We start from the raw sequence: 25,081 nt of genomic DNA, 5'->3' as shown, positions 1-25,081 counted from the left end.
GTTTCGGCCCGAAAGACCAACGTTCGCTGAGAGTGAACAGCAAGACACTCCTGACAGCTGGACTAGACCAGTCCAGCGTGCACACCGGACCAGATCTCCGCAGGTCCCGCGCCCGGTAACAGTTAAGACTCTTGCGGAAATGACCTCTTGAACTGGTACGGACCAGCTCATATCTTCTGGGACCAACGCGCGTTTGTGCTCAATGAGCATTCGCCCCGCGCACAAATGTTCATGCGCGCGAGGGGGCACGCCGGGCGGAACCCGAGACCGTCCGGACGCCGTGCCCAGGAGACTCATCGCGCCAAACGACCGCGGCGGGAGAGGCCGCGCGACCCTAGCGCGGGGTCGGCGGCAGCTAGCGGATCGACAGTCGGCACGGGCGCGCGGGCGCCCCGAAGAAGAGCAAGCCGGAGAAGGCGGGGACAGATGAAACGGCACCTCACGGTCGCCATCGCCACGGGCCTGACAGTGGCCCTCGGCGTGAGCGGATGCGGGAAGGGCAGCTCGTCGGACGACGGCGGCTCCGACGGCAAGAGCATCAAGTTCGTCGCGGCGATCTACGACAGCAACGCCGAGCCCTACTGGAAGGCGCTCATCAAGGACTTCGAGGCCAAGAACTCCGGCTACAAGGTGCAGCTGGAGATGGTCGACTGGACCCAGATGGACGCCAAGGTCAAGACCTACATCCAGACGAAGCAGGCTCCCGACCTCCTGAACTACAACTCGTTCTCCGACTTCGCGCGGGACGGGCTCATCTACAAGGCGTCCGAGGTCGTTTCACCGACCACGCTGAGCGACTTCACGCCGACGTTCGTCGAGCAGTCCAAGTACAACGGCGACCAGTACGCGCTGCCGTTCATCTCCAGCGCCCGCCTGCTGTTCTACAACAAGGACCTGTTCGCCAAGGCCAAGATCGCCAACCCGCCCAAGACCTGGGACGAGGTCAAGACCGACGCCGAGAAGATCCAGAAGGAGGGCGGCGCCACCGGCTACGGGCTGCCGCTCGGCCCCGAGGAGTCGCAGGCGGAGTTCTACTCCTGGGCGATGAACAACGGCGGCGGCTGGGTCGACGCGTCCGGCAAATGGGCGATCAACCAGCCCGCCAACGTCGAGACGCTGAACTTCCTGAAGGGCCTGAAGGACGCCAAGCTGACCCAGCCGAACCCGGAGACCACCGACCGCAAGACGGTGTTCAACCAGTTCGCGCAGGGCAAGATCGGCATGGCGATCGGCGGACCGTTCACCAAGGCCGGGTTCATCGACCCCGTCAACAAGAACCTGAACTTCGGCGTCACCTCGCTGCCGAGCAAGAGCGGCACCGAGCACAACACGCTCGGCGTCATGGACCTCCTCGCCGCGTTCAAGAAGAACGACGGCAAGAACAAGGAGGCCCTCAAGAAGTTCCTCGACTTCCTGTACCAGAAGGAGAACACGTCCACCTTCCTCAAGAAGGAGGGCTTCCTCCCGGTGACGAAGTCGGCCGGTGACGCGCTCAGCTCCGACCCGTACATGAAGCAGTTCGTGGACGCGCTGCCCTCCTCCAAGTTCGCGCCGACGAGCAACCCGGCGTGGTCGGCCGTCGCGGGCGCGGTCAAGCAGAGCCTCGGCTCCTCGGTGGCGAACAAGGACCCGAAGAAGGTCCTGGACGACATCCAGAAGACGGCCGAGAAGAGCGGCTGATAGTGCAGGACCTCGAAACCAGGGCGCGGGACGCCGGTGCCACGGCCCGGCCGTCCCGCCCCTCCGCACTCCGGCGGGCCGGGCGGGCGCTGACGCCGCTCGTCTGGCTCGGCCCGTCCCTCGTCCTCATCACCGTCGTCGTCCTGTGGCCCGTCGTCGAGATGGTCCGCACCTCGTTCCAGAAGATCAGCTCGTCGGGTGTGACGCTCGGCGGCAACGGGACCACCAACTACACCGACCTGTTCGACGAGGACGACCTCATCCCGGTCGTCCTGCGGACGCTCGGCTGGGTCGCCGGCATCGTCATCACCACGATGGTGCTGTCGCTCGCCATCGGCCAGTTGCTGAACAGCCGCTTCCCGGGACGGCGCATCGTCCGCTGGACGGTCATCGTCCCGTGGGCCGCGTCGGTGCTGATGACCTCGCTCATCTGGAAGTGGATGCTGGACAACTACTCCGGCCTGGTCAACCGGGTGCTGCTCGACCTGCACCTGATCGACGAGCCGGTGAACTGGCTGGCCCATCCCTGGCAGGCGATGCTGTGGATGATGTGGGTCGCGGTGTTCGTGTCGCTGCCGTTCGCCTCGTTCGTGATCCTCGCCGGGCTCCAGACGATCCCCGAGGACGTCTACGAGGCCGCGCGCGTCGACGGCGCCGGACCGCTGCGCACCTACTTCGGGATCACGCTGCCGCTGCTGCGGCCCTCGATCATGATCGCCTCCATCATCAACGTCATCAACGTGTTCAACAGCTTCCCGATCATCTGGGCGATGACCGGGGGCGGCCCCGGGCATTCCACCGACACCACCACCACGTTCATGTACAAGCTCGCCTTCTACGATCAGAACGTGGGTGAGTCCGGCGCGATGGCGGTCGTCAACTTCGTCCTCATCCTCGCGATGGTCCTGATGTACCTGCGCGCCGCGCGGTGGCGGGAGGAGGTCCGATGACGCGCCCGTCCAAGGAGACGAGCCCGGCGGGGGCGGCGCGCCGCCGCCCGCTCCGGCTCCGCACGGCCCTGCTGACCGCCGTCGGCTGGCTGGTGGCCGTGGGCTTCCTGCTGCCCTACCTGCAGATGGCGCTGACCTCGCTCAAGTCGGAGAAGGACCTGACCAAGTCGCCGGGCGGCTACCTGCCCGACCACTGGACCTGGTCGAACTTCGTCGACGTCTGGGACGCGGCGCCGCTGTGGACCTACCTGCGGGTCTCGCTGATCGTCGCGGTGGCCGCGACGGTCGTCACGCTGGCGTGCGCGCTGCCCGCCGCGTACTACACGGCCCGCTACCGCTTCCGGGGGCGCGGCGCCTACCTGCTGCTCGTCCTGGTCACGCAGATGTTCGCGCCGACCGCGCTGGTCATCGGCATCTACCGGGAGATGGTCGCGCTCAACCTGACCGACACGCTGTTCGCGCTCGTGCTGGTGAACGCGGCGTTCAACCTGCCGTTCTGCGTGTGGATCCTGCACGGCTACTTCTCCAGCATCCCCAAGGAGCTGGAGGAGGCCGCGTTCCTGGACGGCGCCGGACGGGTCGGGGCGCTCACCCGCGTCACCCTGCCCATCTCGATGCCCGGCGTCGTCACCGCCGTCGTCTACACCTTCATCGCGGCGTGGAACGAGTACATCGTGGCGCTGACCGTGACCGCGTCGCCCGACCGGCGTCCGCTCACCGTCGCCGTCCCCTCGTTCGTGACCCAGTACCAGGCGCACTGGCAGTACCTGTTCGCCTCGTCACTGATCGCGATCGTGCCGGTCGTCATCCTGTTCGTGTTCGTCGAGCGCTACCTGATCGGCGGCCTCACCGCGGGCTCGGTCAAGTGACGCTGATCGGCCTGGACGTGGGCGGCACGTCGATGAAGGCGGAGATCGTCAAGGTCGCCGGCCGGGCGGGGGCGGGCGGGGAGGTCCTCGCGACGCTCTCCTGGCCGACCGACCAGGCGGACCCGGTGGGCGGCGTGCTCGGCTTCGCCGCCCACCTCGCCGCGCGCGCGGAGGAGCTGACCGGCTCCCCCGCCGCCGCGGCGGGCATCGTGCTGCCCGGCATCGTGGACGAGACGTCCGGCACGGCCGTGCACTCGGCCAACCTCGGCTGGCGGGACGTCCCGATGCGGCGGCTCGCGGCGGAGCGCCTCGGCATCCCGGTCGCGATCGGCCACGACGTCCGCACGGCCGGGCTCGGGGAGGCCGAGCTCGGCGCGGGGCGCGAGGTGTCCGACTTCGTGTTCGTCGCCATCGGCACGGGCATCGCCGCCGCGCTGATCCTGAACGACTCCCCCTATCCGGGCACGTCCGGGTGGAGCGGCGAGATCGGGCACATCGTCGTCCGCCCGGACGGCGAGCCCTGCGCCTGCGGCAACCGGGGGTGCCTGGAGACCTACGCGTCGGCCGCCGCGCTGACCCGCAGGCACGGCTCGGGCGTCCCGGCCGAGAAGGTGGTCGCGCTGGCCGCCGCGGGCGAACCGCACGCGTCCGCGGTCTGGAACGAGGCACTGGACTGCCTCGCCGACAGCCTGGCCTCCGCCACGCTCTTCCTCGACCCGGGCCTCATCGTCGTCGGCGGCGGGCTGGCCAAGGCGGGCGCCACGCTGCTCACGCCGCTGGCGTCCCGCCTGACCGACCGTCTGAAGTTCCGCCCGGCGCCGCCGATCGTCCCCACGGAACTGGACGACCAGGCCGGCGTCAAGGGCGCGACGATCCTCGCCTCCCGCCTCCGCTAGACCTCAGGCGGACGGGTCGATCACCAGCTTGCCCCGGGTGTGCCCGGCCCGGCTGAGGTCGAAGGCGGCTCCGACCCCTTCCAGGGGGAAGGAGCCGGCGACCTCGACGTCGAGCGCGCCCCGCTCCGCGAGGTCGGCGAGCAGGGCGAGCTTGGCGCCGTCCGGGCGGACCCACACCACGTGGCCGCCGTGCTCCTCGACGGCGGGGTCGGCGATCGAGGCGTGCCGCCCGCCGGGCGCGAGGACCGCGAGCGTCGCGTCGAGCTGGCCCCCGGCGAGGTCGGCCACGGCGGAGACCCCGTCCGGCGCCAGCTCGCGGACGCGTCCCGCCAGCCCCTCGCCGTAGGCGACCGGCGCGGCACCGAGTCCCCGCAGGTAGTCATGGTTCTTCTCGGACGCGGTGCCGATCACCCGCGCACCTCGCGCCCGCGCGATCTGCACGGCGAGGCTCCCCACGCCACCGGCCGCCGCGTGCACCAGGACGGTGTCGCCCTCACCCACGTCCAGGTGGTCGAGGACGCGCTGCGCGGTCAGCCCGGCGAGCGGCAACCCTCCCGCCTGCTCCCAACCGAGGTTCGCGGGCTTGAGGGCGATGTGGGCCGCCTGCACCGCGACGTACTGCGCGAACGTCCCCGCCTGGAGGGCGTCCTTGCGCGCGTAGGCCATCACCTCGTCACCGGCCGCGAACTCGGGGACGTCGGGCCCCGGCCTGACGACGACCCCGGCGACGTCCCAACCCGGGATGACGGGGAACACGGTGTCCAGCAGCGGGTCGAGCCCGCCCGCCATCGCCTTCCAGTCCACCGGGTTCACCCCCGCCGCGCGCACCTCGATGAGCACACTGCTCGGCGGGACCCTCGGATCGGGGACCTCACCCAGCTTCAAGCGGGAGTTGTCGTCGGCGTAGGCGTCATAGGTGACCGCGCGCATGTCTTCCTCCGGTTAGTGGACCATTCCAAAGCCTGCCACCGCGCCGGAGGCCCGAGCCCACCGGGGTCGCGTAGGCAACTCCCTACGCTTGACAGGTAGGGAGTTTCCTACCTATCTTCGGGCGCATGAACATCACGTGTGTACGGCTGCTGACGGTGCCGGTCTCCGACCAGGACGCCGCGAAGGACTTCTACGCCGGAACCCTCGGGTTCGAGGTGGTCACCGACCGGGCGATGGGCCCCGTCCGCTGGCTCCAGCTCGCCCCCGCCGGCGCGGACACGAACGTGGTGCTGGCGAACCACGTCCCCGGCCTCGCGCCGGGGACCGTGCACGGCCTCATGCTGGAGACGTCCGACCTCGACGGCGACTGCGCCGAACTGCGCCGCGCGGGCGTGGACGTCGAGGGCCCGCAGGACCTGCCGTGGGGACGCCAGGCCACCCTGGCCGACCCCGACGGCAACGGGATCGTCCTCGCGGCGCGCTGACCATGGCCGCCGAGGTCACCGACGTCTTCGCGGCGTTCGCGAGCCCGGTGCGGCTGGAGCTGACCCGCCTCCTGCTGGAGGGCCCGCGCTCGGTGAACGAGCTCGCGGCCCACTTCGAGATGAGCCGCCCGAGCGTCTCCGAGCACCTGCGCGTCCTGCGGACCGCCGGGCTCGTCACCGAGCGGCGCGACGGCCGCCGCCGCGTCTACCGCCTGGAGCCGGGCCCGCTGATGGACGTGTCGGACTGGCTCACCCCCTACGAGCGGTTCTGGCGCGAACGCCTGGCCGACCTGCGCGACGTCCTGGACGAGGAGCACCCGGAGTGACCGCCGACATCGAGGTCGAGGAGTTCCTCCCGCACCCGCCCGCCAAGGTCTGGCGGGCGCTCACCGACCGCGACCTGCTGGCCCGGTGGCTGATGCCGAACGACTTCGAACCCGTCGTCGGGCACCGGTTCACCTTCACCACCCGCCCTATCCCCGGCGCCGGTTTCGACGGGACGATCCGCTGCCGGGTCCTCGACCTGGACGAGGAACGGCTGCTGCGCATCAGCTGGGGCGGCGGCTCCCTCGACACCACCGTCACCTGGCGCCTGGTCCCCGAGGGACGCGGCACGAGGCTCTTCATCCGCCACGCGGGCTTCGACATGGACGACCCGTCCCAGGCGTTCGCGTTCCGCGGCATGGCCAACGGCTGGCGCTCCCACGTGCTGGAGTCCCTCCACACCGCCCTCGCCTAGCCGCACCAGGACGCCCCGGCCGCCCGCCCGGCCCGGCGCCGGCGCGGAGCGCGGCCAAGCCCCCGGTGAGCACTCCACGGGCACCCGCAACGGCCCGTGACCTTGATGCCCGGCATCCGAACCGTGCGGATCAACGGCACGCGATCCGCACCCGCCCGCTCTTGGCGGCTCGCCAAGGGCGGGCGGTCGACCTCCTGGCACTCGATCGCCCACACCAGGCGGCCGCGGGCAGGCGGCCGCGGGCAGGCGGCCGCTGACCCGGGATGTCCGCGCTCCTCTTCCATGCCTCCCGCCGCCGTCCGGCGGCTCGTCCGGGTCGGGAGCCGGAGCGGCGGCCGGGTGCCGGGGCGGGCCGAGTCCGAGGAGGGTCAGGCGACGGGTTCCAAGGGGGTCTCGTCGCTGAACTGGGTGCGGTAGAGGTCGGCGTAGCGGCCTCCGGCGGCCAGCAGTTCGGTGTGGGTGCCGCGTTCGACGATGTGGCCGGCCTCGACGACGAGGATGAGGTCGGCGGCGCGGACCGTGCTGAGGCGGTGGGCGATGACGACGGCGGTGCGGCCGTCGAGGGCCTCGGCCAGGGCCTCCTGGACGGCGGCCTCGGACGTGGAGTCCAGGTGGGCGGTGGCCTCGTCCAGGATCACGACGCGCTGGCGGGCCAGCAGCAGGCGGGCGATCGTGAGGCGCTGGCGCTCGCCGCCCGACAGGCGGTAGCCGCGCTCGCCGACGATCGTGTCGAGCCCGTCGGGCAGGCCCTCGATGAGGGTGGCGAGGCGGGCGCGGCGCAGGACGTCCCAGAGGTCGTCCTCGGTGGCCTCGGGGCGGGCGAGCAGCAGGTTCTCGCGGATCGACTCGTGGAACAGGTGCCCGTCCTGGGTGACCATGCCGAGCGTGTCGCGGATCGACTCGAAGGTGAGGTCGCGGACGTCGACGCCGCCGAGCCGGATCGCGCCGGAGTCGGCGTCGTACAGGCGCGGGAGCAGTTGCGCGATCGTCGACTTGCCCGCGCCGGACGAGCCGACGAGCGCGACCATCTGGCCGGGCTCGGCGCGGAACGACACCCCGTGCAGGACGTCGACGCCGCCGCGCGTGTCGAGGGTGGCGACCTCCTCCAGCGAGGCGAGGGAGACCTTGTCGGCGGACGGGTAGGCGAAGCGGACGTCGTCGAACTCGACCGCGACGGGCCCCTCGGGGACGGCGCGGGCGCCGCTCTTCTCGGCGACCAGCGGCTTCAGGTCGAGCACCTCGAAGACCCGCTCGAAGCTGACGAGCGCGCTCATGACCTCGACGCGGGCGCTGGCGAGCGCGGTCAGCGGGGCGTAGAGGCGGGTCAGCAGCAGGGCGAGGGACACGACCGCGCCCGCGTCCAGGGAGCCGCGCAGCGAGAACCAGCCGCCGAGGCCGTAGACGAGCGCGAGGGCGAGCGCCGACACCATGGTCAGCGCGGTGATGAACACGTGCTGGACCATCGCGGTGCGGACGCCGATGTCGCGGACGCGGCGCGCGCGGGCCGCGAACTCGGCGGACTCGCGGGCGGGGCGGCCGAACAGCTTGACCAGCGTCGCGCCGGGGGCGGAGAACCGCTCGGTCATCTGGGTGCTCATCGCGGCGTCGTGCGCGGCGGCCTCGCGTTCGAGGCGGGCCAGGCGGGTGCCCATGCGGCGCGCCGGGAGGACGAAGACGGGCAGCAGGACCAGCGCGAGCAGCGTGATCTGCCAGGAGATGCCGACCATCACCCCGAAGGTCAGCATCACCATCACGAGGTTGCTGACCACGCCCGACAACGTGTCGCTGAAGGCGCGCTGCGCCCCGATGACGTCGTTGTTGAGGCGGCTGACCAACGCGCCGGTGCGGGTGCGGGTGAAGAAGGCGACCGGCATCCGCTGCACGTGGTCGAAGACGGACGTGCGCAGATCGAGGATCAGGCCCTCGCCGATGCGGGCCGACAGCCACCGGTTGGCCAGCCCGAGCCCGCCCTCCAGCAGGGCCAGCAAGGCGATCAGGATGGCCAGGTTCACGACGGTGGAACTGGCCGAGTCGTCCACGATCGCGTCGACGACGCGTCCGGCCAGGACGGGCGTCGCGACCGCGAGGACGGCCAGCACGACGCTCAGCCCGAGGAAGGCGAACAGCTGCCGTCTGTGCGGGCGCGCGAACCTCGCTATCCGCTTCAGGGTCGCCTTGGAGAACGGGCGGCGGTCGTCCTTGGCGTTCATCGCGTGGTGCAGGGACATCCACGCGGTCACTTCCATGTCCATCGGTTACCACTCTCTCTGGAGGATCTCGCCAAGAACATCCTGGAACCTCAACAAAGATTGAGGTCAACCTCGCCGCCGTGCACAACCTCGCACATGGGTACGACAGGATCGATAGACGATCTTCGGCGAAAGGCATCATGTGGACATCGACGCGGCGCGTAAGGACACCCCCGGCTGCGCGAACGTGGCGCATCTCAACAACGCGGGGGCGGCGCTGCCCCCGCGTCCCGTGATCGAGGCGGTGGCGGAGCATCTCGCGCTGGAGTCGACCATCGGCGGCTACGAGGCGGCCGAACGGAACGCGGTGGCGATCGAGCGGTTCTACGAGTCGGTGGCGGGGCTGGTCGGGGCCCGCCCGGACGAGATCGCCTACGTGGAGAACGCGACCCGCGCGTGGGACATGGCGTTCTACGCGATCCCCTTCGCGCCGGGCGACCGGATCCTCACCACGACGAGCGAGTACTCCAGCAACGCGATCGCCTACCAGCAGGTCGCGGCGGCCAGGGGCGTCAAGGTGGAGGTCGTCCCCGACGGCCGGGACGGCGTGCTGTCACTGGACGCGCTGAGCGCCGAGCTGGAGCGGGGCGACGTCCGGCTGGTGTCGATCAACCACGTCCCGACGCACAACGGGCTGGTGAACCCGGCGGCGGCGGTCGGGCGGCTGTGCCGCCAGCACGGCGTCCTCTACCTGTTGGACGCCTGCCAGTCGGTGGGGCAGATCAGCGTGGACGTGGAGGAGATCGGCTGCGACATGCTGTCCGCGACGGGCCGCAAGTATCTGCGGGGGCCGCGCGGGACGGGGTTCCTCTACGTGCGCCGGGAGATGATCGCGGCGCTGGAGCCGCCGTTCCTCGACCTGCACGCCGCGACCTGGAAGGCGCCGGACGGCTATGAGATCCGCGGCGACGCGCGCCGCTTCGAGTCGTGGGAGCGCTACGTCGCGGGCCAGATCGGCCTGGGCGTGGCGGCGGAGTATGCGTCGGAGCTGGGCATCGAGGCGATCCGGGAGCGGGTGGCCGCGCTCGCCGACGGGCTGCGGGAGCGGCTCGCCGCCCGGCCCGGGACGACCGTCCTGGACAAGGGCGAGCGCCCGTCGGGCATCGTCACCTTCACCGTGGACGGGCACGAGCCCGCCGCCGTGAAGAAGGCGGCGCGGGAACGCGGCGTCAACATCAACACCACGAGCCCGCGCTCGCAGGGGTATGACCCGCGGGCGCTCCCGTCGGCGGTGCGGGCGTCCGTGCACTACTACAACACCGAGGAGGAACTGGACCTTCTCATGTCGGCCCTCCCCGGCTGACCGGCCTCAGCGGTTGGGGCGGGACGCGCTGATGTCGGCCAGCGCCGAGCCGGAGTCCTCCTCGACCGCGAGGTCGCCGATCGAGACGATGCCGACCGGACGGCCGTCCTCCAGCACCGGGAGCCGCCGGACGGACCGCTCGCGCATGATCTGCGCGGCCTTCTGCGGGGAGTCCTCCGGGCCGATCGTCGCGGTGACGCTGCTGGTGATGCCGCCGATCTTGGCCTGGCTCGGGTCGCCGCCCGCCGCCAGGCCCCGCACGACCAGGTCGCGGTCGGTGACGAGTCCGCGCAGCTCGTCACCGTCCGCGACCAGGACGGCGCCGATGTCCTCGTCGCGCATCGCCCGCGCCACCGTGACGATGTCGAGTTCGGGGGACACCGACGTCGGGGAACCGGTCATGATGTCGCGGATCTTCGTGGCCATCACTCACTCCTTGCGACTCGCTCCTGGTCCTGGGACGAGCCGTGCCCTACCCGAGGAGATTCGGCTCACTCATCGCGCCTATTTCCTGAACTGCGCGAAGAGCCGCTCCGCCGCGGCGCCGTCGAGGGCGACGCGGTTCGGGTCCTGCGGCGCGGGCCTCACCGGCACGGTCGAGAAGCGCACCGCGTCCGCGCCCGTCTTCTCCATGCCGCGCGCGACGGCCTCCAGGGCGCCGACGTCCAGCCGCGGATACGTCGAGACCGACCGCGCCGACATGGCCAGGAACCTCGCGTACCGCGCGGGGTCGCGCAGCCGCTGCTCCCTGGCCTCCTTCAGGAGGGCGGACATGAGCTTCTGCTGGCGTTCGATCCGGGCCAGGTCCGAACCGTCCCCGAGGCCGTGCCGGACCCTGGCGTAGGCGAGCGCCTGCCGGCCGTCGAGCCGCTGCCTCCCCGGGCGCAGCGACAGGCCCGACGGCGGGTCCGAGACCGCCCGGGGGATCGTGAGCTCGACGCCGCCGAGCACGTCCACGATCTTCGCGAACCCGGTGAAGTCGACCACCACGCTGGTGTCGACCTCGACGCCGGCCACCGACTCCACCGTGCGGTGCGTGCATGCGACGCCCAGCGCGAACGCCGAGTTCACGGGCGCCACGCGGGCCGGCACGACCCTCCCGCCGTCGGCCTTGCAGGACGGCACGCGCACCAGCGTGTCCCGGGGGATGCTGACCGCGCGCACGTTCTTGCGGTCGGCGGGCAGGTGGACGAGGACCAGGGTGTCCGAGCGCGCCGCGCCGCCGCCCCGCGAGTCCGAGCCGACGAGCAGGACGTTGAGGGTCTTGCCCGTCCCGAACGCGAGGTGCTTCGCGCCGCCGAGCACCGGTTTCCCGCCCCCGCGCAGCACCACGCCCGGGATGAGGAGCAGCGCGGCCGTCACCATCGCGACCGCGCCGATCAGGCTCCAGCCCGCGGGGCCGCCCGGCCTGCGGAGCCGCCCGCTCCTGCCCGGCGTCGCGCGGCGGCCGTCCGGCGCCTCCAGCAGGCGCCGCCGCTGCCGCGCCAGCGTCCCCGGCGGCTCGTGCTCCAGCTCCCGGCCGAGGCCGCGCAGCAGTTCGAGATCGTCCACCGCTACTCCTCCTCGTGCATCGGGTTGGTGTCGCCGAGCACCGCGCGCACCTTGCGCCGGGCGCGGTTCAGCCGCGAGCGGACGGTGCCGACCGGTATCCGCAGCGCCTGCGCGACCTCCTCGTAGCTCAGATCGCCCCAGGCGATCAGCAGCAGCACGTCCCGGTCGCGGCGCGGCAGCCCGGCCAGCGCCTCGGCCAGCAGCGGGCGCGCCGCGAACGCCGTCACGTCCTCCGCCACGCGCTCGGCCAGTTCCTCCCCGGGGCCGTCCACCGGGCTGCGGCGCAGCGCACGGTACCGCGTCGCCTCGCCCCGGTGGTGCCGCGCGATCAGCTTGGTCGCGATGCCGAACAGCCACGGCCGCGCGTCCCGGTGGGCGAGGTCGTAGCGGTGCCGCTTGCTGAAGGCGGTCAGGAACGTGTCGCCGACGAGGTCCTCGGCGGGCTCCGGGCCGATCCTGCGCGAAACGTAGCGGTACAGCATCGCCGAGTAGCGGTCGAACAGCGCGGCGAACGCCTCCGGCTCCTCCAGCGACCGCTCGACGAGGTCGGCGTCGCAGACCGGTCCGGCGGCGGTGCCGGTGACGGGGATACCGGCCGGAGGTGCTGTCATCGCTGACACCATGGCATGCGAACCGGCCTTCCGTGGGGACTGTGTTCGCCGGTGTATCTCCGCGACGCCGCGTCCCGGTTCACGGCGGAACCGCCGTCTCATGATCACTAATGCGTAACGAAGTGAACCTTCCAGCTAAACTGCGCATCCTTCAGGGTGCACGGGTCGACGGCGTGGGGGCGCGCTGCCCGCGACCGTCCCGTCCGCGTGTCAGGACACCGAGTCGAGGAGGTCGTGCCGTGGACGACGCCCAGCGGGAGCCGGAGGCGGCCGAGCAGGCCGAGGTCCCCGACGGTCCCGACCGCATGAGCACCGCCGAGTTCGCCCTGCCCAGGCCCCCCGGGCCCGCCGAGCCCGCCGAGCCCGCCGAGCCCGCCGAGCCTGAGGACGAGGCGGCCGAAACAGCGGAAACAGAGCCGGAGGAGGACGGGGAGGCCCGCGCCGAGCGGGAGCGGAAGAAGGCCGCCTCCCTGACCCGCCCGGACATCTCCGTCCGGCGGAACCCGGACGCGACCGTCTTCGACATGTCCTCCCAGCGGACGCGGGAGGAGCCGAGGCCGGAGACGCCCGCCGCTCCCCCGCCCGAACCCCCCGCCGCCCCCCTGCCCGAACCGCCGAGCGCGCCGCAGCCCAGCGCCCAGCCGGAAGCACCGCAGGGACCGTGGGAGGCCGCGCTCCCCCAATCCCAGCCTCAACCGGCCCCCACGACGCGATCGTCCGGCCAGTGGACGGTGCCCTGGGAGACATCCGAGCCCGAGCCCGAACCGGCGCACGCCCTGGTGCCGGCACCGGCACCGCCGCAACCGCCGCTCCCCGAACCGCCACCGCCCGCGGCCGAGCGGCCGCCCAGGCGGCGACGGCGTGCCCTGGTCATCGCCCTGGCGGCGGTGGTCCTGGTCGCCGGTGCGGTGGCGGGCCAGCTCGTGCGGCCCGCCCCCGACGCGACGCTCAAGATGACCTTGGCGACGTCCAGGCACACCTTCCCCGGGGCGGCGCCGGCACTGCCGTGGCCCGCGCAGGGGCAGTCGGTCGTGCATGTGGACGGGCTCGGGACGATGGGCGCCTCCGGTGGGTCGGCGCCGACGCCGACCGCGAGCGTCGCCAAGGTGATGACCGCGTACGTCTACCTGCGCGGCCATCCGCTGCGCGCGGGCGAGCCGGGCCCGGTGCTGACGGTGTCGCCGCAGGCGGCGGCGCAGATCCCGATGCGCAGGAAGCGCCAGGAGTCGCTGCTCGGGGTGACCGCGAACCAGCGGCTCACCCAGCGCAAGGCCCTGGAAGCCCTGATGATCATCTCCGCCAACGACGTGGCGCACGAGCTGGCCCGGTGGGACGCCGGGGACGAGCGCGCGTTCGTCGCGAAGATGAACGCGGCCGCGCGCGAGCTGGGCATGACGAGCACGACCTACACCGACCCGAGCGGCTATGACGCGCGGACCGTGTCCACGGCCGCCGACCAGGTGAAGCTGCTGACCGCCGCGATGGCGATCCCGGCGTTCGGGGAGATCGTCAACCACCCCGCCTACGTGCCCGACGGCGGCGGCGCGCCGCGTCCGGGCGGGAACATCCTGCTCGGCCAGTACGGCGTGGTCGGCGGCAAGACCGGCTACACCGACGCGGCGGGCGGCAACTTCGTGTTCGCCGCGCGCAAGCGGGTCGCGGGCGTCCCGACGCTGATCGTGGGCGCGGTGATGGCGCAGCGGTCGCCGAGCGCGATGGGCGCGGTGACGGCCGGGCAGCAGCTGGTCGCGGCGGCGGAGGGCGCGCTGACGGCGGCGACGCTGGCGCCCGCGAACACCGCCGTGGCGAAGGTCGACGACGGGCTCGGCGGCGGCGCCCCGGCGCGCGCCGCGTCCGCCGTGACCGTGGTGGGGTGGCCCGGTCTCTCGGTCCCGGTGACGGTCGGCGGCGACCCGCCGGCCACCGGGAGGCGCGGCGACAGGGTCGGCGTGCTGACGGCGGGCGCGGCGCGGATCCCGCTCGTCCTCGGCGCCGCGCTGAGCGAGCCGTCCCCGCTCAGGCGCCTGACCCGGCTCCGCTAGCGGACCTCGTCGCCGGGCAGGCGGAGGGCGGTCGCGACGAGCCCGCGCAGATGGGCGCGGAAGCGGGCCAGCTCGCGCGGGTCGTCGACGCCGTGCCGCCGCCCGTCGCCGTCCAGGACGCCGCCGCGCGCGAAGCCGTGGGTGCACCAGACGATCGTCCAGGCGAGGTACTCGACGTCGGCGCCGTCGCTGAGCAGCCCGCCGACGGCGCCGGTGACCATCCGCATGAGCGGCTTGACGTAGAGGGATTCCAGGTGGGCGACGTCGGCGGCGTCCGACAGCCAGCGGTGCATCCACAGCGCGGGGATCTCGGGGTGCGCCGCGCAGAAGTCGATGTAGCGGTCGAGCAGGTTGAGGACGCCCGCCGCGTCGGGGGTCATGTCCGCGACCGCCGCTTCGAGCGCCGACCGCTCCATCCGGTGCGCGCGCTCCATGACGGCCAGGTAGAGGTCGCGTTTGCCGCCCGCGTAGTGGGCGATGGCGGCGGTGTTCAGCCCCGCCGCCTCGGCGATCATCTTGGTGGACGTGCCGTCGTAGCCGAGGGCCGCGAACAGCCGGGTCGCCGCGTCCAGAACCCGCTCCCGGCCGGGCTCGCTCGTCATGCGGCTCACCGTAGGGGCCGGGCGCGGGCCCGGTCAATCGGCCGCCGCGGCCGTTCAGGAACCTCTCAGGTACGGCGGGCGGACGGCCCCGCGAGGACGGTCGCGGCACCGAGCCCGAGGTAGATGATCCCCGTCGCGTACCGCTGGCGGCGCCGGAACGCGGGCCGCGACCGCAGCCACCCGCCGATCGACCCGGCCGCCGCCGCGTAGACCAGGTCGACGGTGAGCCCGATCAGCGTGAGCACGAGCCCGAGCACCACGATCTGCGCCGGGACGGCCCCCGCGTCCTGGTCGACGAACTGCGGCAGGAACGCCAGGAAGAACAGCACGACCTTCGGGTTGAGGATGTTGACGAGCACGCCGTCCAGGTAGACGCGGTGCAGCGGCTGCGGCTTCAGCCTGATCTCCTCGTGGCCGTTCCCGCCGCGCAGCGTCCGAATGGCGAGATAGAGCAGGTACGCGGCGCCCGCGTACCGCAGGATCCCGAACGCGGTGGCGGACGCGGCGACGACCGCCGACAATCCCGCCGCCGCCGCCGCGACATGCACGAGCGTGCCGCTCTCGACCCCGAACGCGGACATGAACCCGGCGCGACGTCCCTCCCCGATGCTGCGCGTGGTGATGTACAGGTGGTTGGGCCCGGGAATGGCGACGAGCGTGAGCGCCGCCAGGACGAACAGCAGTGGGTTGGTCACCGTCGCCACGCTACGGACACCGCGCCCCGACCAGTAGGGCCATTGCACGCCCCGGATTCCAGGCCATTCAACCCGAATGAGCATTCCTCGCCGCCGCCATGCGCCACCGGCGGCTCTTCGAGCCGGGCAAGGGCTGGAGCTACGTCGACAACGGCCACGTCATCCTCGGAATGATCATCGAACTGGGACCGGGCGGCCATCCGCTCCCCAGGCGCTGAGGGGCCGGGCGCGAGTCCCGCGGTCAGAACGTGGCGATCGGATTGACCGGGCTGCCGGACGTCCCGGCGAGGCGGACCGGGGCGACCGCAAGGTGGAAGTCCCACTGGCCGAGCTCGGCGGCCGTGGTCGCGCACGCCTCCAGGTCGCAGTTGTCGAGCATCCACAGACCCATCGCCACGAGGCTCACGGCGTGGACCGGCATCAGCAGGTCGTCGTACCCCGACGGCTGAACGTCCTGGGGAGTGTCGGCGCCGATCAATGCGACCTCCCGTGCACGCAGCCACGGCAGGCAGGACACGTGCCAGCCCGCCTGCGTGATACCGCCGGCCGCGCCGCCCTCATGCCGGACGCGGCCACCGCCGGTCCGCAGGAGTACCGCGTCACCGGACCGCACCCGCACGCCCTGTCGACGCTCGGCCCTCTCCAGATCGTCGGGGAACACCCCCTCCCCCGGCTCCAGCCACGGCACGCCACGGACGGCCGCGACGTCCAGCAGGACACCGCGCGTGACGATCCCGTTCGCCGCCGCCGTGACGGCCGCCCACGCCGATCCCGTCTCGGCGTCGACCAACGAGTGCGACCGCCCGTTGTACATCGCGCCGTCCCAGAAGATGTGGCACGGAGAGTCGACGTGGGTGACGGTGTTGTTGTGGAACATGATGCCGAGCCGCTCGTTCGAGAAGCCCCACCGCCGGTCGTCGCGGAATCCGGACACCGGCATGTTCTCGGCTCCCGGCATGTCGGCCGCGCACGGGCAGGACGTCGTCGACCGCTCCATCTCCGCCGGGACGGCGATCTCCCATCCGCACGACACGCTCCTGCCGTGGCGCACGGCGCGCGCCGCCGCCAGCCGGACGTCGTCGGTGATGTGGTTCAGGGTGCCGAGCTCGTCGTCGTCGCCCCATCGTCCCCAGTTCGACAGCGTGTCGAAGTACCCGAGCACGTCATCCTGTGTGGGCAGTGGTCGCTCTACCGTCATCCCAGCTCCTCCGGTCACGCGGTTCGAGGCCCGAGGCCCCGCCGAACGGGCCTGACGCTAGACCAGCGGACCGACAGTCGGCTGCCGGAGGAAACCGCGATGCGTGCCGCCATCACGCTGGTCAGACTTGCGCCCATGGCCGAGAAGATCACCCGCATCAACCCCGAACTGCTGCACGGGACGCCCGGCTACCACCACATCACGGTGGCGGAGGCGGGGCGCACGGCCTACGCTCCTGGGCGTCGCCCGACCAGGCTTCGCCGGACAGCTCGTCGAGGTGGATCTCACCGTGGCGCTGCCCGACTGATCTCGCGTATCGAACTGAGTAGGCAGCCAGGCATTCACCGTAAGCGTGAGTCCGCTGCTGTTGCGTCACGCTTCGCGCCTACAACGGTTGCGCTCAGACCTCGGGAAGGGACGGGTGCGGCGTCCACGCAGACGGCGCGGTGATGGCCCAGCGCTCATGGTCGCGCCAGGCACCGTCGATGTAGAGGTAGGAGGGCGAGAGCCCCTCGTAGCGAAAGCCCAGCCGCCGGACGAGCGCCAGCGACGCCGTGTTCTCGGCCTGGATGTTGGCCTCCAGCCGATGGAGCCGCAGCTCACCGAAGGCATGATCCAGCACGGCGGCGACCCCCTCGCGCATGTATCCCCGCCCCGCCGCCCAGGCGAAGGCGGCATACCCGAGAGCGGCACCCTGGTAGCGGCCCCGGATGATCGAGTTGATGTTCACCATCCCGGCTGCGGCACCGCTCTCCCGGACCCGGACGAGAAAGCCGAGGTTGTCACCGCCCTCGAAACGCCGCATCCACTCCTGGAACTCCTGCGCCGTAGCGGGCAACCGCATCCAAGGCCGATGAAGCTCCGCACTGGCCCGAACGAGCGAGCAGAACTCATCCTGCTCACCAAGAGTGAGCGGAGCCAATTCGATCCGTGCAGAATTCCCAGACACAGACCAACGTTAGAGCAGTTCACCCAGCGGCCTTCACCGCTGCTTGTCGCCGGTCGTCCCCGGGACGCGCGAGGAGCCGGTGGGCGATGGCCGGAACGGTTCCCAGGCTGAGGATCTCCATCGCGGAGATCTCGGTGTCGAGCAGCCGCCGGATCTCGGCGGCGAACTCGACGGTCAGCATGGAGTCCGCGCCGAGCTGGTCCAGGCGGCGGGACCGGTCGAGGTGGTCCGGGGCGGTCTGCAGGACCTTCGCCAGCAGGACGGCCAGCGCGTCCGCCATGACGGCCTCGGCTTCGCCGGCGCTCGCGGTCGCGAGGGCTTCGCGGAGCCGGGCGCGGTCGTCGTCGGCGTGCTCGGACGAGGCGCTGAGCAGGGCGGCGGTGCGCGGCGCGTCCAGGCGCGGCAGCAGGTGGCGGAGCCGGTCGCCGTCGAGGTGAGCGACCGCGACGACGCCGGCGCCGGGGTCGGCGAGCAGGTCGCTCAACGCGGTCAGGGCGTCCTGCGCGGTCAGCTCGCCGAGGCCGAGGCGCCGCATCTCCTCGGCGCGTCCGGCGCGGTGCACGTATCCGGCGTCGCCGATGGCGCCCCACTGCACGGCGAGGCCGGGCAGTCCGGCGCGGCGGCGGTCGCGGACGAGCGCTTCGAGTTCCAGGTTCGCCGCGACGTAGGCGGCCTGCTTGATGTTCCCGGCCAGTGCCGCGACCGAGCTGTAGACGACGAAGAAGTCCAGCGGCCGGTCGCGGGTCAGCTCGTCCAGCAGGTGCGCGGCGGCCGTCTTGGGCGCCAGGGTCGCGCGGACGCGTTCGTCGGTCAGCTCGGTGAGCGGGGCGTCGCCGAGGACCATGGCCGCGTGCACGACCCCCGCCAGGCGGCGGCCCTCCGCGTCGATCCGCGCGAAGACGTCCCGCATGCGCCGCGGATCGGTGGCGTCGGCGGCCAGGGCCAGCACCGTCGCGCCGCGTCCGCGCAGGTCGTCGAGCAGGGCCCGCGCCTCGCCGGTGTCCGGGCCGCGCCTGCCGATCAGGGTCAGGTGGCGCGCCCCGCGCCCGGCCAGGTGCCGGGCGGTCGCCGCGCCGAACCCGCCCAGACCCCCGACGACCAGGTAGGTCGCCTCGGGGTCCAGGACCGGAGCCGCGCGCCGGGGCGGCGGCGGGACGTGCTCGCCGAAGGTGATCAGGACCTTGCCTATGTGCCGGGAGTGCCGCAGGTACTCGAAGGCCCCCTCGACCTGGTGCGCGGGGAAGGTCCGGTAGGGCAGGGGGCGGTACCGGCCGGTCTCGATCGCCCTGGTGATCGCCGTCAGGTGCGCGGCGGTGAGCGCCGAGGGCGCGGTGAACAGCGTGGAGACGTCCACGCCGAAGAACGCCAGGTTCGCGGCGAAGGGCCCGAGCGGCAGGGGCCGGTCGGCGAGGATGTCCTGCTTGCCCAGCTCGACGAACCTGCCGTGGGGCTTGAGGAGTTCCAGGCCCCGGGTCAGGGCCTCGCCGGCCAGCGAGTTCAGCACGACGTCGACGCCCTCGCCGCCGGTGAGGTCCTTGACCTGCCGGACGAAGTCCAGCGTCCGCGAGTTCAGGACGTGCTCGACGCCGAGCAGGTGCAGCAGGTCGCGTTTGGCGGGGGTGCCGGCGGTGGCGATGACGCGGGCGCCGACGCCGCGGGCGTACTGCAGCGCCGCCAGCCCGACGCCGCCCGCCGCCCCGTGGACCAGTACGGTCTGGCCCGCGGTGAGCCGGGCCAGGTGGCCGAGGCCGTGGTGGACGGTGAGGAAGACCGTCGGCATCGTGGCGGCCTCGGCGAGGCTCAGCCCGGCGGCGACGGGGATCACCTGGTCGGCCCGGACGGTGATGTGCGTGGCGAGGCACCCGGGCGCGAGCACCGCGACCCGGTCGCCCGGGACCGGGGTGGGCACGCCCCCGCCCACCGCGGTGACCACCCCGGCGCATTCCAGGCCCAGCGGCCGGGACGGGTCGGCCGCCGGGACGCGCCCGGTGGCGACCAGGACGTCGCGGTAGTTCAGCCCCGCGACCTCGACCCGGACCGCGACCTCGCCCTCGCCCGGTTCGCGCGCGGTCGCGGGCCGCCACCGCAACCGCTGCTCGCCGGTGGTGCGCGGGGTCAGCACGCGGGGCTCCGCGCCGACCCGGTCCGGGCCGGGCGGTTCGCCGCGCGGGCGCACCCGTGTCACGAAGCGGCCCGCGCCGGTGAGCAGCACCTCGTCCTCATCCGACCCCGACATCAGCTCGCGCGCCAGCCGCCGCGCGAGGGCGTGCGGGTCGGGGCCCGCGAGGGCGACCCGGCGGACCTTCAGGTCGGGGCGTTCGTTGCCGAGCGTCCGCGCGGCGCCCCACAGGCCGGTGCCGGACGCGGCGAGCGGCGGGCCCTGCGCGCCCTCGGTGACGATCCACACGGCGAGCCCGCCGGGGGCCCGCGCGGCGAGGGCGCGCAGCACCGCCAGGTGCCCTACCGCCTGCTCGGTATCCGGGCGCGCCGCGCCCGCCACCAGGATCACGCCGAGCGCCCCCGGCGCGAGGTGCGCCGCCCAGCGCTCGCGGTCGCCGTCGGCGGGCACGGCCTCGGCGCCGAGGACGCGGCCCAACTCGGCGGCGACGGGGGTGCCGCCGTCCAGGTCGGCGACCAGCCACCGGCCGGGGACGTCGATGTCCGGAGCGGCGGCGGCGGACGCCGGACGCGGCGCCCGTGCGGTGAGGATCACCGAGTGGTCGCCGCGCGCGGGCTCGGTGCCATCGCCCGCCCGCACCGTTCCGGTGAAGCCGCATGCGTGCAGCAGCGGCGGCCATTCGTCCCGGCCCGGCAGCGGCCGGGAGCCGAGCACCTCGAACAGCGGCGGGACCAGCGGCGCGTGGAACTCCAGGGCGAGCAGGTGCCCGTGATCGGCCAGCAGGTCGGCGATCCGGCGCAGCGCGGCGGCCGGGTCGCGGCGGGCGCTCAGCGTGTGACCGGCGATGACCAGGTCGTAGGAGGCGGGGGTGAAGCCCTGCTCGGCGGGGTCGGCGTCCGGGTCCAGCGTGCGGTAGTCGATGAAGTCGCAGGCGGCGAAGCGGTTCCGCGCCTGCGGGAAGCGCGCCGTGGTGAGGTCGGTGAAGGTGTAGCGGCTGAGCCGGGGCGGCAGCAGGGGAAGCAGGGCCGCCGTGGTCGTGCCGGTGCCCGCGCCCGTCTCCAGTACCCGCAGCGGACGGTCGGCGGGCCAGTCGGCGAGCGTCGCGCGCAGCAGCCGCGCGGCCAGCCGCCGGTGCGCGCGCAGCAGCGGGAAGCCCTCGGCGAAGCGCGCGGCGAGCTGGTCGGGCATGGCCCGCAGCAGGTCCGAGGCGTCCCGCTCGCCGCGCAGCACTTCGGCCAGGTGGCGGCCGCTGACGCCCCACACGTGCAGGGCGGTGCTCTGGCCGGGCAGGTCGTCCAGCGCCTCCCGGAACAGCTCCGCGGGACGCGGCGCGGCGGCGACGCGCCAGCGCCCGGGGGCGTGGAGGGCCAGGACGCCGCGTTCGGTCGCGGCGCGGATCAGGGCGCGCAGCAGTTCGGTGTGCCGCGCGTCCACCCCGGCCGCCAGCAGGTCCTCCAGGGTGAAGGTCTCCGGCTCCGCCAGCAGATCACCGATCGCCGCCGCCGCGAAGTGCGCGGTCAGGTCCAGCAGCCGGTCGCGCACCCGGGCGTGGTCGTGGACGCGGCCGGTCTCCGGATCGCGGGCGCAGGCCGCGAGGACGTCGGCGGGAGCGGGCAGCGGGCTCGCGGTGATCGGTGCGAGGTCCTCGGAGGGCAGCGGCGCGGCCCGCACGACCTCGACCAACCGGCCCGGCTCGGCGGGACGCCCGGCGTCGTAGCGGCGTACCAGGCATCCGAGCAGTTCCAGGGCGACCTCGCCCCGCTCGTCGGTGACCGTGACGTCCCACACCGCCTCCGCGGAGTCGCCGCGCAGGGGCCGCGCGTGCAGGAATCCGGCGCGGGGCATCGGGCGGTGGCAGCGGATCGTCTCGACGCGAACCGGCAGGAACAGCTTCCGCTCCCGCGCCATCTCGGGCCACAGCGCGTAGTAGAGCTGTAGCGCCGCGTCCAGGACGGTGGGATGGGCCGCGTGGCCCTCGCCGAAGTCGATCCGGGCGCTGTAGGCGGCCCGCACCGCGCCGGAGCCGGCCCGGAGCGCCGTCACGGTCTGGAAGGCGGGGCCGTGCCGCAGGCCCGTGCGGGCCATGGCCGTGTAGAACCGCTCGGCCTCCCGCGCGGACAGCGACCCCGGCTCGGGCGGTTCCCATGTCGCCGGGGCGTCGTGCAGCAGGCGCCGGACCCGTCCCCGCGCATGATCGACCCAGTCGCCGGCGTCGCCGTCCCTGCCGGCGATGACGAGGGTGCCGTCCTGCGCCAGCGTGGTGTGCAGCCGGACGTGCGCGCTCGTGTCGTCGGGCCGCACGACGAAGGCCCGTTCGATGGACAGGCCGAGGATCTCGACCGGCCCGTCCAGCACCTGGCGCCCGGCCGACAGGGCCATGTCCGCGAAGGCGGCGGCGGGCAGCACGGCATCGGGGCCGACGCGGTGGTCGGCGGGCCATCCCAGCCGTCCGGCGTCGAAGTCCAGGTTCCAGGACGGGACGGGGGCGACCTGCCGCCGACCGAGCAGCGGGTGCCCGGTCGGCCGGTCCTCCGGAGGCTCGCTCCACCAGTCCGGCGTACCGCTCCAGTGGGGCTCGCGCTGCCAGGGATAGCCGGGAAGGGGCACCGCCCTCCCCCGCCGAGGAAGGATCCGGTCCCAGCCGACCCGCCCACCGGCCGCCAGCACGTGCGCGACGGCGGTGTCCATCGCCCGCGCGCCGCTGGACGAGCGGCTCATCGTCGGCACGACCGCCACCGGCTCCGGACGTCCCGAGCGGATGCGGCGCAGGTAGGCGGCGAGCACCGGGTGCGGCCCGACCTCCACCAGCACGTCGCAGCCCTGCGTGTCGAGCAGCGTGTGGACGGCGTCGGCGAAGCGGACCGGCTCGCGGACGTTGCGCCACCAGTAGTCGGCGTCCAGCGCCGTCCCCTCGATCACCTCGCCGGTCACGGTGGACACCAGGGGGACCGAGCAACCGGCGGGGGCGAGGCCGCGCAAGGCCGAGTGGAGCGGTTCGCGCAGCGGGTCCATCACCGGGCTGTGGAAGGCGTAGTCCAGATCCAGGTCGCGGAAGAACAGCCCGCGCTCCTCCAGCAGCTCGCCGAAGGCCGCCAGCTCCCGCAGGTTCCCGGTCAGCGTCACATCGCGCGCGGCGTTCAGCCCCGCGATCCAGATGCGGTCGAGGTAGCCCTGGTCGGCGATCCACCGCTCGGCCTGGCGCGGGCTCAGGCCCGCCGCCGCCATCCGGCCGAGGCCCGCCGTCGGCGCCTGCGCCCGGCTGCGCTCGGCGACCACCCGGCACGCCGCCTCGCGGGTCAGCGCCCCCGCGCGGTAGGCGGCGGCCACTTCGCCGACGCTGTGCCCGGTGACGGCCGACGGCCGCACCCCGCGCGCCGCGAGCGCCGCCGCGAGCCCCGCCTGCACCGCGAACAGCAGCGGTTGCGCCACCTCCGTCCGCGCCCATCGCGCCGCGTCGGCGGGGACGGCCAGCTCCTCGCGGACCGACCAGCCGAGCAGGCCGGACAGCACCTCGTCGACCGCCTGGACCTCGGCCTCGAACGCCGGATCGGTGGCCAGCAGCGCACCGCCCATCCCCATCCACTGGGAGGCGTTGCCGCTGAAGACGAAGGCGACCCGGCCGCCCGGCACGGCCGCCGCCGACGCGGCGCGCGGGGTGGGCCGTCCCCGGGCCAGCGAACGCAGACCCGCCGCGGCCTCGTGCGGATCGTCGGCCAGCACGGCCATCCGGTGCTCGTGCAGCGCGCGGCGGCGGCAGGAGGTGTAGGAGATGTCGTAGAAGTCTTTCTCGTCCGCTTGCTCCAGGTGCTCCGCCCAGCGCTCCGCCGCGTTCTTCAGAGCCAACGGGGTGCGAGCCGAGACCAGCACGGGAAGCGGGCCCGCCTCGCACACCCGCGCGTGCCCGTCCTCCGGCGGGGGCGCCACCACGACGTGGACGTTGGCGCCGCCGAACCCGAAGGAACTGACACCGACGACGCGACGGCCGCCGGTGGGCAGCGGCCGGGGCGAGGTGACCGGCTCCAGCCCCAGACCGGCGAAGTCGATGTGCTCGTTGAGCACCTCGGCGTGCAGTGTCGCCGGGATCCGCCCCGACCGCAGCACCGTGATCGCCTTGCACAGCCCCGCCATCCCCGACGCGGGTTCCAGATGCCCCAGGTTGGACTTGACCGACCCGATCGGGAGCGGCCGCCCGCCTCGACGCCGCCCCAGCACCTCGCCCAGGGCCTCGCACTCGGCCGGATCCCCGGCCGCCGTGCCGGTGCCGTGCGCCTCGACGTAGGCCACCTCCTCGGGCGCCACGCCCGCCTGCGTGTACACCCGCTCCAGCAAGGCGGCCTGCGCGCGGGAACTCGGGAGCGTCAGGCCCCGGGTGCGGCCGTCGTCGTTGGCCTCACTCGCCAGGATCACGCCCAGCACCCGGTCGCCGTCGCGCACCGCCGTCCGCAGCGGCTTGAGCAGCACCACCGCGGCCCCCTCCGCGCGCACGTACCCGTCGGCGCGGGCGGAGAACGGGCGGCACCTGCCCGTGGGCGAGAGCATGGACGCCTGCGAGAACCCCAGGTAGGGATGCGGTGACAGCAGGACGTTCACGCCGCCCGCCAGCGCCAGCGGGCTGCGGCCGGACCGCACCGCCATGCATGCCTGGTGCACCGCGAGCAGCGACGACGAACAGGCCGTGTCCACGGTGTGCGAGGGCCCGCGCAGGTCGAGGAAATAGGAGATGCGATTGGCGAGATTGCACGCCGCTATCCCGCTCATCGAATAGGGCGTGGCCGGGACCCTGCGCGTCTGGAGGACCTCGTAGTCGTGCAGGGACGCACCGGCGACCACGGCCACCTCGCTGCCCCGCAGCCCGGCGGGGTCGATCCCGGCGTCGTCGAACGCCTCCACGGCGCATTCCAGCAGGAGCCTCTGCTGCGGGTCGATCTGGGCGGCCTCCTTCGGCGAGATCTCGAAGAAGTCCGCGTCGAACGATCGCAGATCGTCCAGGAAGCCGCCGGCCGCGGTGCACGCGTTCCGCTCCCCCCTTCTTCCGGGGGTGGCCCATTGTGCGGCGTCGAAGCGATCCGGTGGGACCTCGCCGACGAGGTCCCGCTGCTCGGCGAGCGCCGTCCACAGGCCGTCGAGCGACTGGATCCCCCCGGGGAAACGGCACCCGACGCCGACGATGGCGACGGAGGATATAGGTGTCTCCGCATAATCAGCGGTCATCT

19 protein-coding genes are annotated in these 25,081 nt (G+C 73.1%); 9 read left to right on the top strand and 10 right to left on the bottom strand.

Features of this window, described 5'->3' with window-relative positions:
- Positions 1–426 precede the first annotated feature (426 nt).
- Genes KLI87_RS22255 through KLI87_RS22240 form a run of 4 tightly spaced genes read left to right on the top strand, consistent with a single transcriptional unit; the run spans position 427 to position 4,395 of the window.
- Positions 427–1,680 (top strand): extracellular solute-binding protein, encoded by a 1,254-nt coding sequence (locus KLI87_RS22255; RefSeq protein ID WP_156215807.1) that lies wholly within the window; start codon positions 427–429, stop codon positions 1,678–1,680.
- Between the two features lie 2 nt (positions 1,681–1,682).
- On the top strand, positions 1,683–2,630 hold the full coding sequence (locus KLI87_RS22250) for a sugar ABC transporter permease (protein ID WP_308166121.1): 948 nt from the start codon (positions 1,683–1,685) through the stop codon (positions 2,628–2,630).
- Positions 2,627–3,499 (top strand): carbohydrate ABC transporter permease, encoded by an 873-nt coding sequence (locus KLI87_RS22245; protein ID WP_156215806.1) that lies wholly within the window; start codon positions 2,627–2,629, stop codon positions 3,497–3,499. The genes KLI87_RS22250 and KLI87_RS22245 overlap by 4 nt, the downstream gene beginning before the upstream one ends.
- Positions 3,496–4,395: an ROK family protein gene (locus KLI87_RS22240; RefSeq protein ID WP_214618496.1), complete on the top strand. Its 900-nt coding sequence runs from the start codon at positions 3,496–3,498 to the stop codon at positions 4,393–4,395. The genes KLI87_RS22245 and KLI87_RS22240 overlap by 4 nt, the downstream gene beginning before the upstream one ends.
- A 3-nt stretch (positions 4,396–4,398) precedes the next feature.
- On the opposite strand, the gene KLI87_RS22235 is transcribed toward KLI87_RS22240, so the two are convergent.
- Positions 4,399–5,325, bottom strand: coding sequence for an NADP-dependent oxidoreductase (locus KLI87_RS22235; protein WP_214618495.1), 927 nt, complete (start codon positions 5,323–5,325; stop codon positions 4,399–4,401).
- A 125-nt stretch (positions 5,326–5,450) separates the two neighbouring features.
- On the opposite strand from KLI87_RS22235, the gene KLI87_RS22230 reads away from it, so the two are divergent.
- From KLI87_RS22230 to KLI87_RS41070, 3 genes are read left to right on the top strand one after another with little or no spacing between them, the layout of a single operon-like run.
- Complete coding sequence (locus KLI87_RS22230; RefSeq protein WP_214618494.1) at positions 5,451–5,810, top strand: VOC family protein; 360 nt, start codon at positions 5,451–5,453, stop codon at positions 5,808–5,810.
- 2 nt (positions 5,811–5,812) lie between these two features.
- Entirely contained in the window at positions 5,813–6,136 is a 324-nt protein-coding gene (locus tag KLI87_RS22225) for a metalloregulator ArsR/SmtB family transcription factor (protein WP_214618493.1), read from the top strand.
- The gene (locus tag KLI87_RS41070; protein ID WP_214618492.1) at positions 6,133–6,549 is read left to right on the top strand and encodes an SRPBCC domain-containing protein; all 417 of its coding nucleotides are present in this window, start codon (positions 6,133–6,135) and stop codon (positions 6,547–6,549) included. Before KLI87_RS22225 ends, KLI87_RS41070 begins: the two co-directional genes overlap by 4 nt.
- 368 nt (positions 6,550–6,917) lie before the next feature.
- On the opposite strand, the gene KLI87_RS22215 is transcribed toward KLI87_RS41070, so the two are convergent.
- Positions 6,918–8,801, bottom strand: a complete 1,884-nt coding sequence (locus KLI87_RS22215) for an ABC transporter ATP-binding protein (RefSeq protein WP_214618491.1) — start codon at positions 8,799–8,801, stop codon at positions 6,918–6,920.
- A gap of 139 nt (positions 8,802–8,940) precedes the next feature.
- Between KLI87_RS22215 and KLI87_RS22210 the strand changes: the two genes are divergently transcribed.
- Positions 8,941–10,101: an aminotransferase class V-fold PLP-dependent enzyme gene (locus KLI87_RS22210; protein WP_214618490.1), complete on the top strand. Its 1,161-nt coding sequence runs from the start codon at positions 8,941–8,943 to the stop codon at positions 10,099–10,101.
- A 6-nt stretch (positions 10,102–10,107) separates the two neighbouring features.
- On the opposite strand, the gene KLI87_RS22205 is transcribed toward KLI87_RS22210, so the two are convergent.
- From KLI87_RS22205 to KLI87_RS22195, 3 genes are all read right to left on the bottom strand, one after another.
- Positions 10,108–10,527, bottom strand: a complete 420-nt coding sequence (locus KLI87_RS22205; RefSeq protein WP_156215800.1) for a CBS domain-containing protein — start codon at positions 10,525–10,527, stop codon at positions 10,108–10,110.
- Positions 10,528–10,605: 78 nt separating this feature from the next.
- On the bottom strand, positions 10,606–11,652 hold the full coding sequence (locus KLI87_RS22200; protein WP_214618489.1) for an LCP family protein: 1,047 nt from the start codon (positions 11,650–11,652) through the stop codon (positions 10,606–10,608).
- A gap of 2 nt (positions 11,653–11,654) precedes the next feature.
- Positions 11,655–12,263 (bottom strand): RNA polymerase sigma factor, encoded by a 609-nt coding sequence (locus tag KLI87_RS22195; protein WP_156215798.1) that lies wholly within the window; start codon positions 12,261–12,263, stop codon positions 11,655–11,657.
- Positions 12,264–12,502: 239 nt separating this feature from the next.
- On the opposite strand from KLI87_RS22195, the gene KLI87_RS41595 reads away from it, so the two are divergent.
- Positions 12,503–14,305 carry a D-alanyl-D-alanine carboxypeptidase gene (locus tag KLI87_RS41595; protein ID WP_308166120.1) on the top strand — a complete coding sequence of 601 codons (1,803 nt, stop codon included), beginning with the start codon at positions 12,503–12,505 and terminating at the stop codon, positions 14,303–14,305.
- Here KLI87_RS41595 and KLI87_RS22185 read toward each other — a convergent pair.
- From KLI87_RS22185 to KLI87_RS22165, 5 genes are all read right to left on the bottom strand, one after another.
- Complete coding sequence (locus KLI87_RS22185) at positions 14,302–14,907, bottom strand: TetR/AcrR family transcriptional regulator (RefSeq protein ID WP_214618488.1); 606 nt, start codon at positions 14,905–14,907, stop codon at positions 14,302–14,304. The two genes, KLI87_RS41595 and KLI87_RS22185, sit on opposite strands and share 4 nt — an antisense overlap.
- 65 nt (positions 14,908–14,972) lie before the next feature.
- Complete coding sequence (locus KLI87_RS22180; RefSeq protein WP_214618487.1) at positions 14,973–15,602, bottom strand: LysE family translocator; 630 nt, start codon at positions 15,600–15,602, stop codon at positions 14,973–14,975.
- Between the two features lie 241 nt (positions 15,603–15,843).
- On the bottom strand, positions 15,844–16,800 hold the full coding sequence (locus KLI87_RS22175) for a cyclase family protein (RefSeq protein ID WP_250904082.1): 957 nt from the start codon (positions 16,798–16,800) through the stop codon (positions 15,844–15,846).
- Between the two features lie 400 nt (positions 16,801–17,200).
- The gene (locus KLI87_RS22170; protein WP_214618486.1) at positions 17,201–17,749 is read right to left on the bottom strand and encodes a GNAT family N-acetyltransferase; all 549 of its coding nucleotides are present in this window, start codon (positions 17,747–17,749) and stop codon (positions 17,201–17,203) included.
- A 19-nt stretch (positions 17,750–17,768) separates the two neighbouring features.
- The gene (locus KLI87_RS22165; protein ID WP_214618485.1) at positions 17,769–25,079 is read right to left on the bottom strand and encodes a type I polyketide synthase; all 7,311 of its coding nucleotides are present in this window, start codon (positions 25,077–25,079) and stop codon (positions 17,769–17,771) included.
- Between the last annotated feature and the right edge of the window lie 2 nt (positions 25,080–25,081).

The organism is Actinomadura sp. NEAU-AAG7, assembly GCF_018603865.1.
GTDB classification, from domain to species: domain Bacteria; phylum Actinomycetota; class Actinomycetes; order Streptosporangiales; family Streptosporangiaceae; genus Spirillospora; species Spirillospora litoris.
Note: the sequence above shows the minus strand (reverse complement) of the source record. Positions and strands in the feature narration are given on the sequence as shown.

Excerpts from the sequence above, each read along its gene's own strand:
- KLI87_RS22195 (WP_156215798.1), bottom strand. The coding sequence starts at position 12,263 with ATGACAGCACCTCCGGCCGGTATCCCCGTCACCGGCACCGCCGCCGGA.
- KLI87_RS22225 (WP_214618493.1), top strand. The coding sequence starts at position 5,813 with ATGGCCGCCGAGGTCACCGACGTCTTCGCGGCGTTCGCGAGCCCGGTG.
- KLI87_RS22235 (WP_214618495.1), bottom strand. The coding sequence starts at position 5,325 with ATGCGCGCGGTCACCTATGACGCCTACGCCGACGACAACTCCCGCTTG.
- KLI87_RS22255 (WP_156215807.1), top strand. The coding sequence starts at position 427 with ATGAAACGGCACCTCACGGTCGCCATCGCCACGGGCCTGACAGTGGCC.
- KLI87_RS22245 (WP_156215806.1), top strand. The coding sequence starts at position 2,627 with ATGACGCGCCCGTCCAAGGAGACGAGCCCGGCGGGGGCGGCGCGCCGC.
- KLI87_RS22215 (WP_214618491.1), bottom strand. The coding sequence starts at position 8,801 with ATGGACATGGAAGTGACCGCGTGGATGTCCCTGCACCACGCGATGAAC.
- KLI87_RS22230 (WP_214618494.1), top strand. The coding sequence starts at position 5,451 with ATGAACATCACGTGTGTACGGCTGCTGACGGTGCCGGTCTCCGACCAG.
- KLI87_RS22205 (WP_156215800.1), bottom strand. The coding sequence starts at position 10,527 with ATGGCCACGAAGATCCGCGACATCATGACCGGTTCCCCGACGTCGGTG.
- KLI87_RS22185 (WP_214618488.1), bottom strand. The coding sequence starts at position 14,907 with ATGACGAGCGAGCCCGGCCGGGAGCGGGTTCTGGACGCGGCGACCCGG.
- KLI87_RS22175 (WP_250904082.1), bottom strand. The coding sequence starts at position 16,800 with ATGACGGTAGAGCGACCACTGCCCACACAGGATGACGTGCTCGGGTAC.
- KLI87_RS22165 (WP_214618485.1), bottom strand. The coding sequence starts at position 25,079 with ATGACCGCTGATTATGCGGAGACACCTATATCCTCCGTCGCCATCGTC.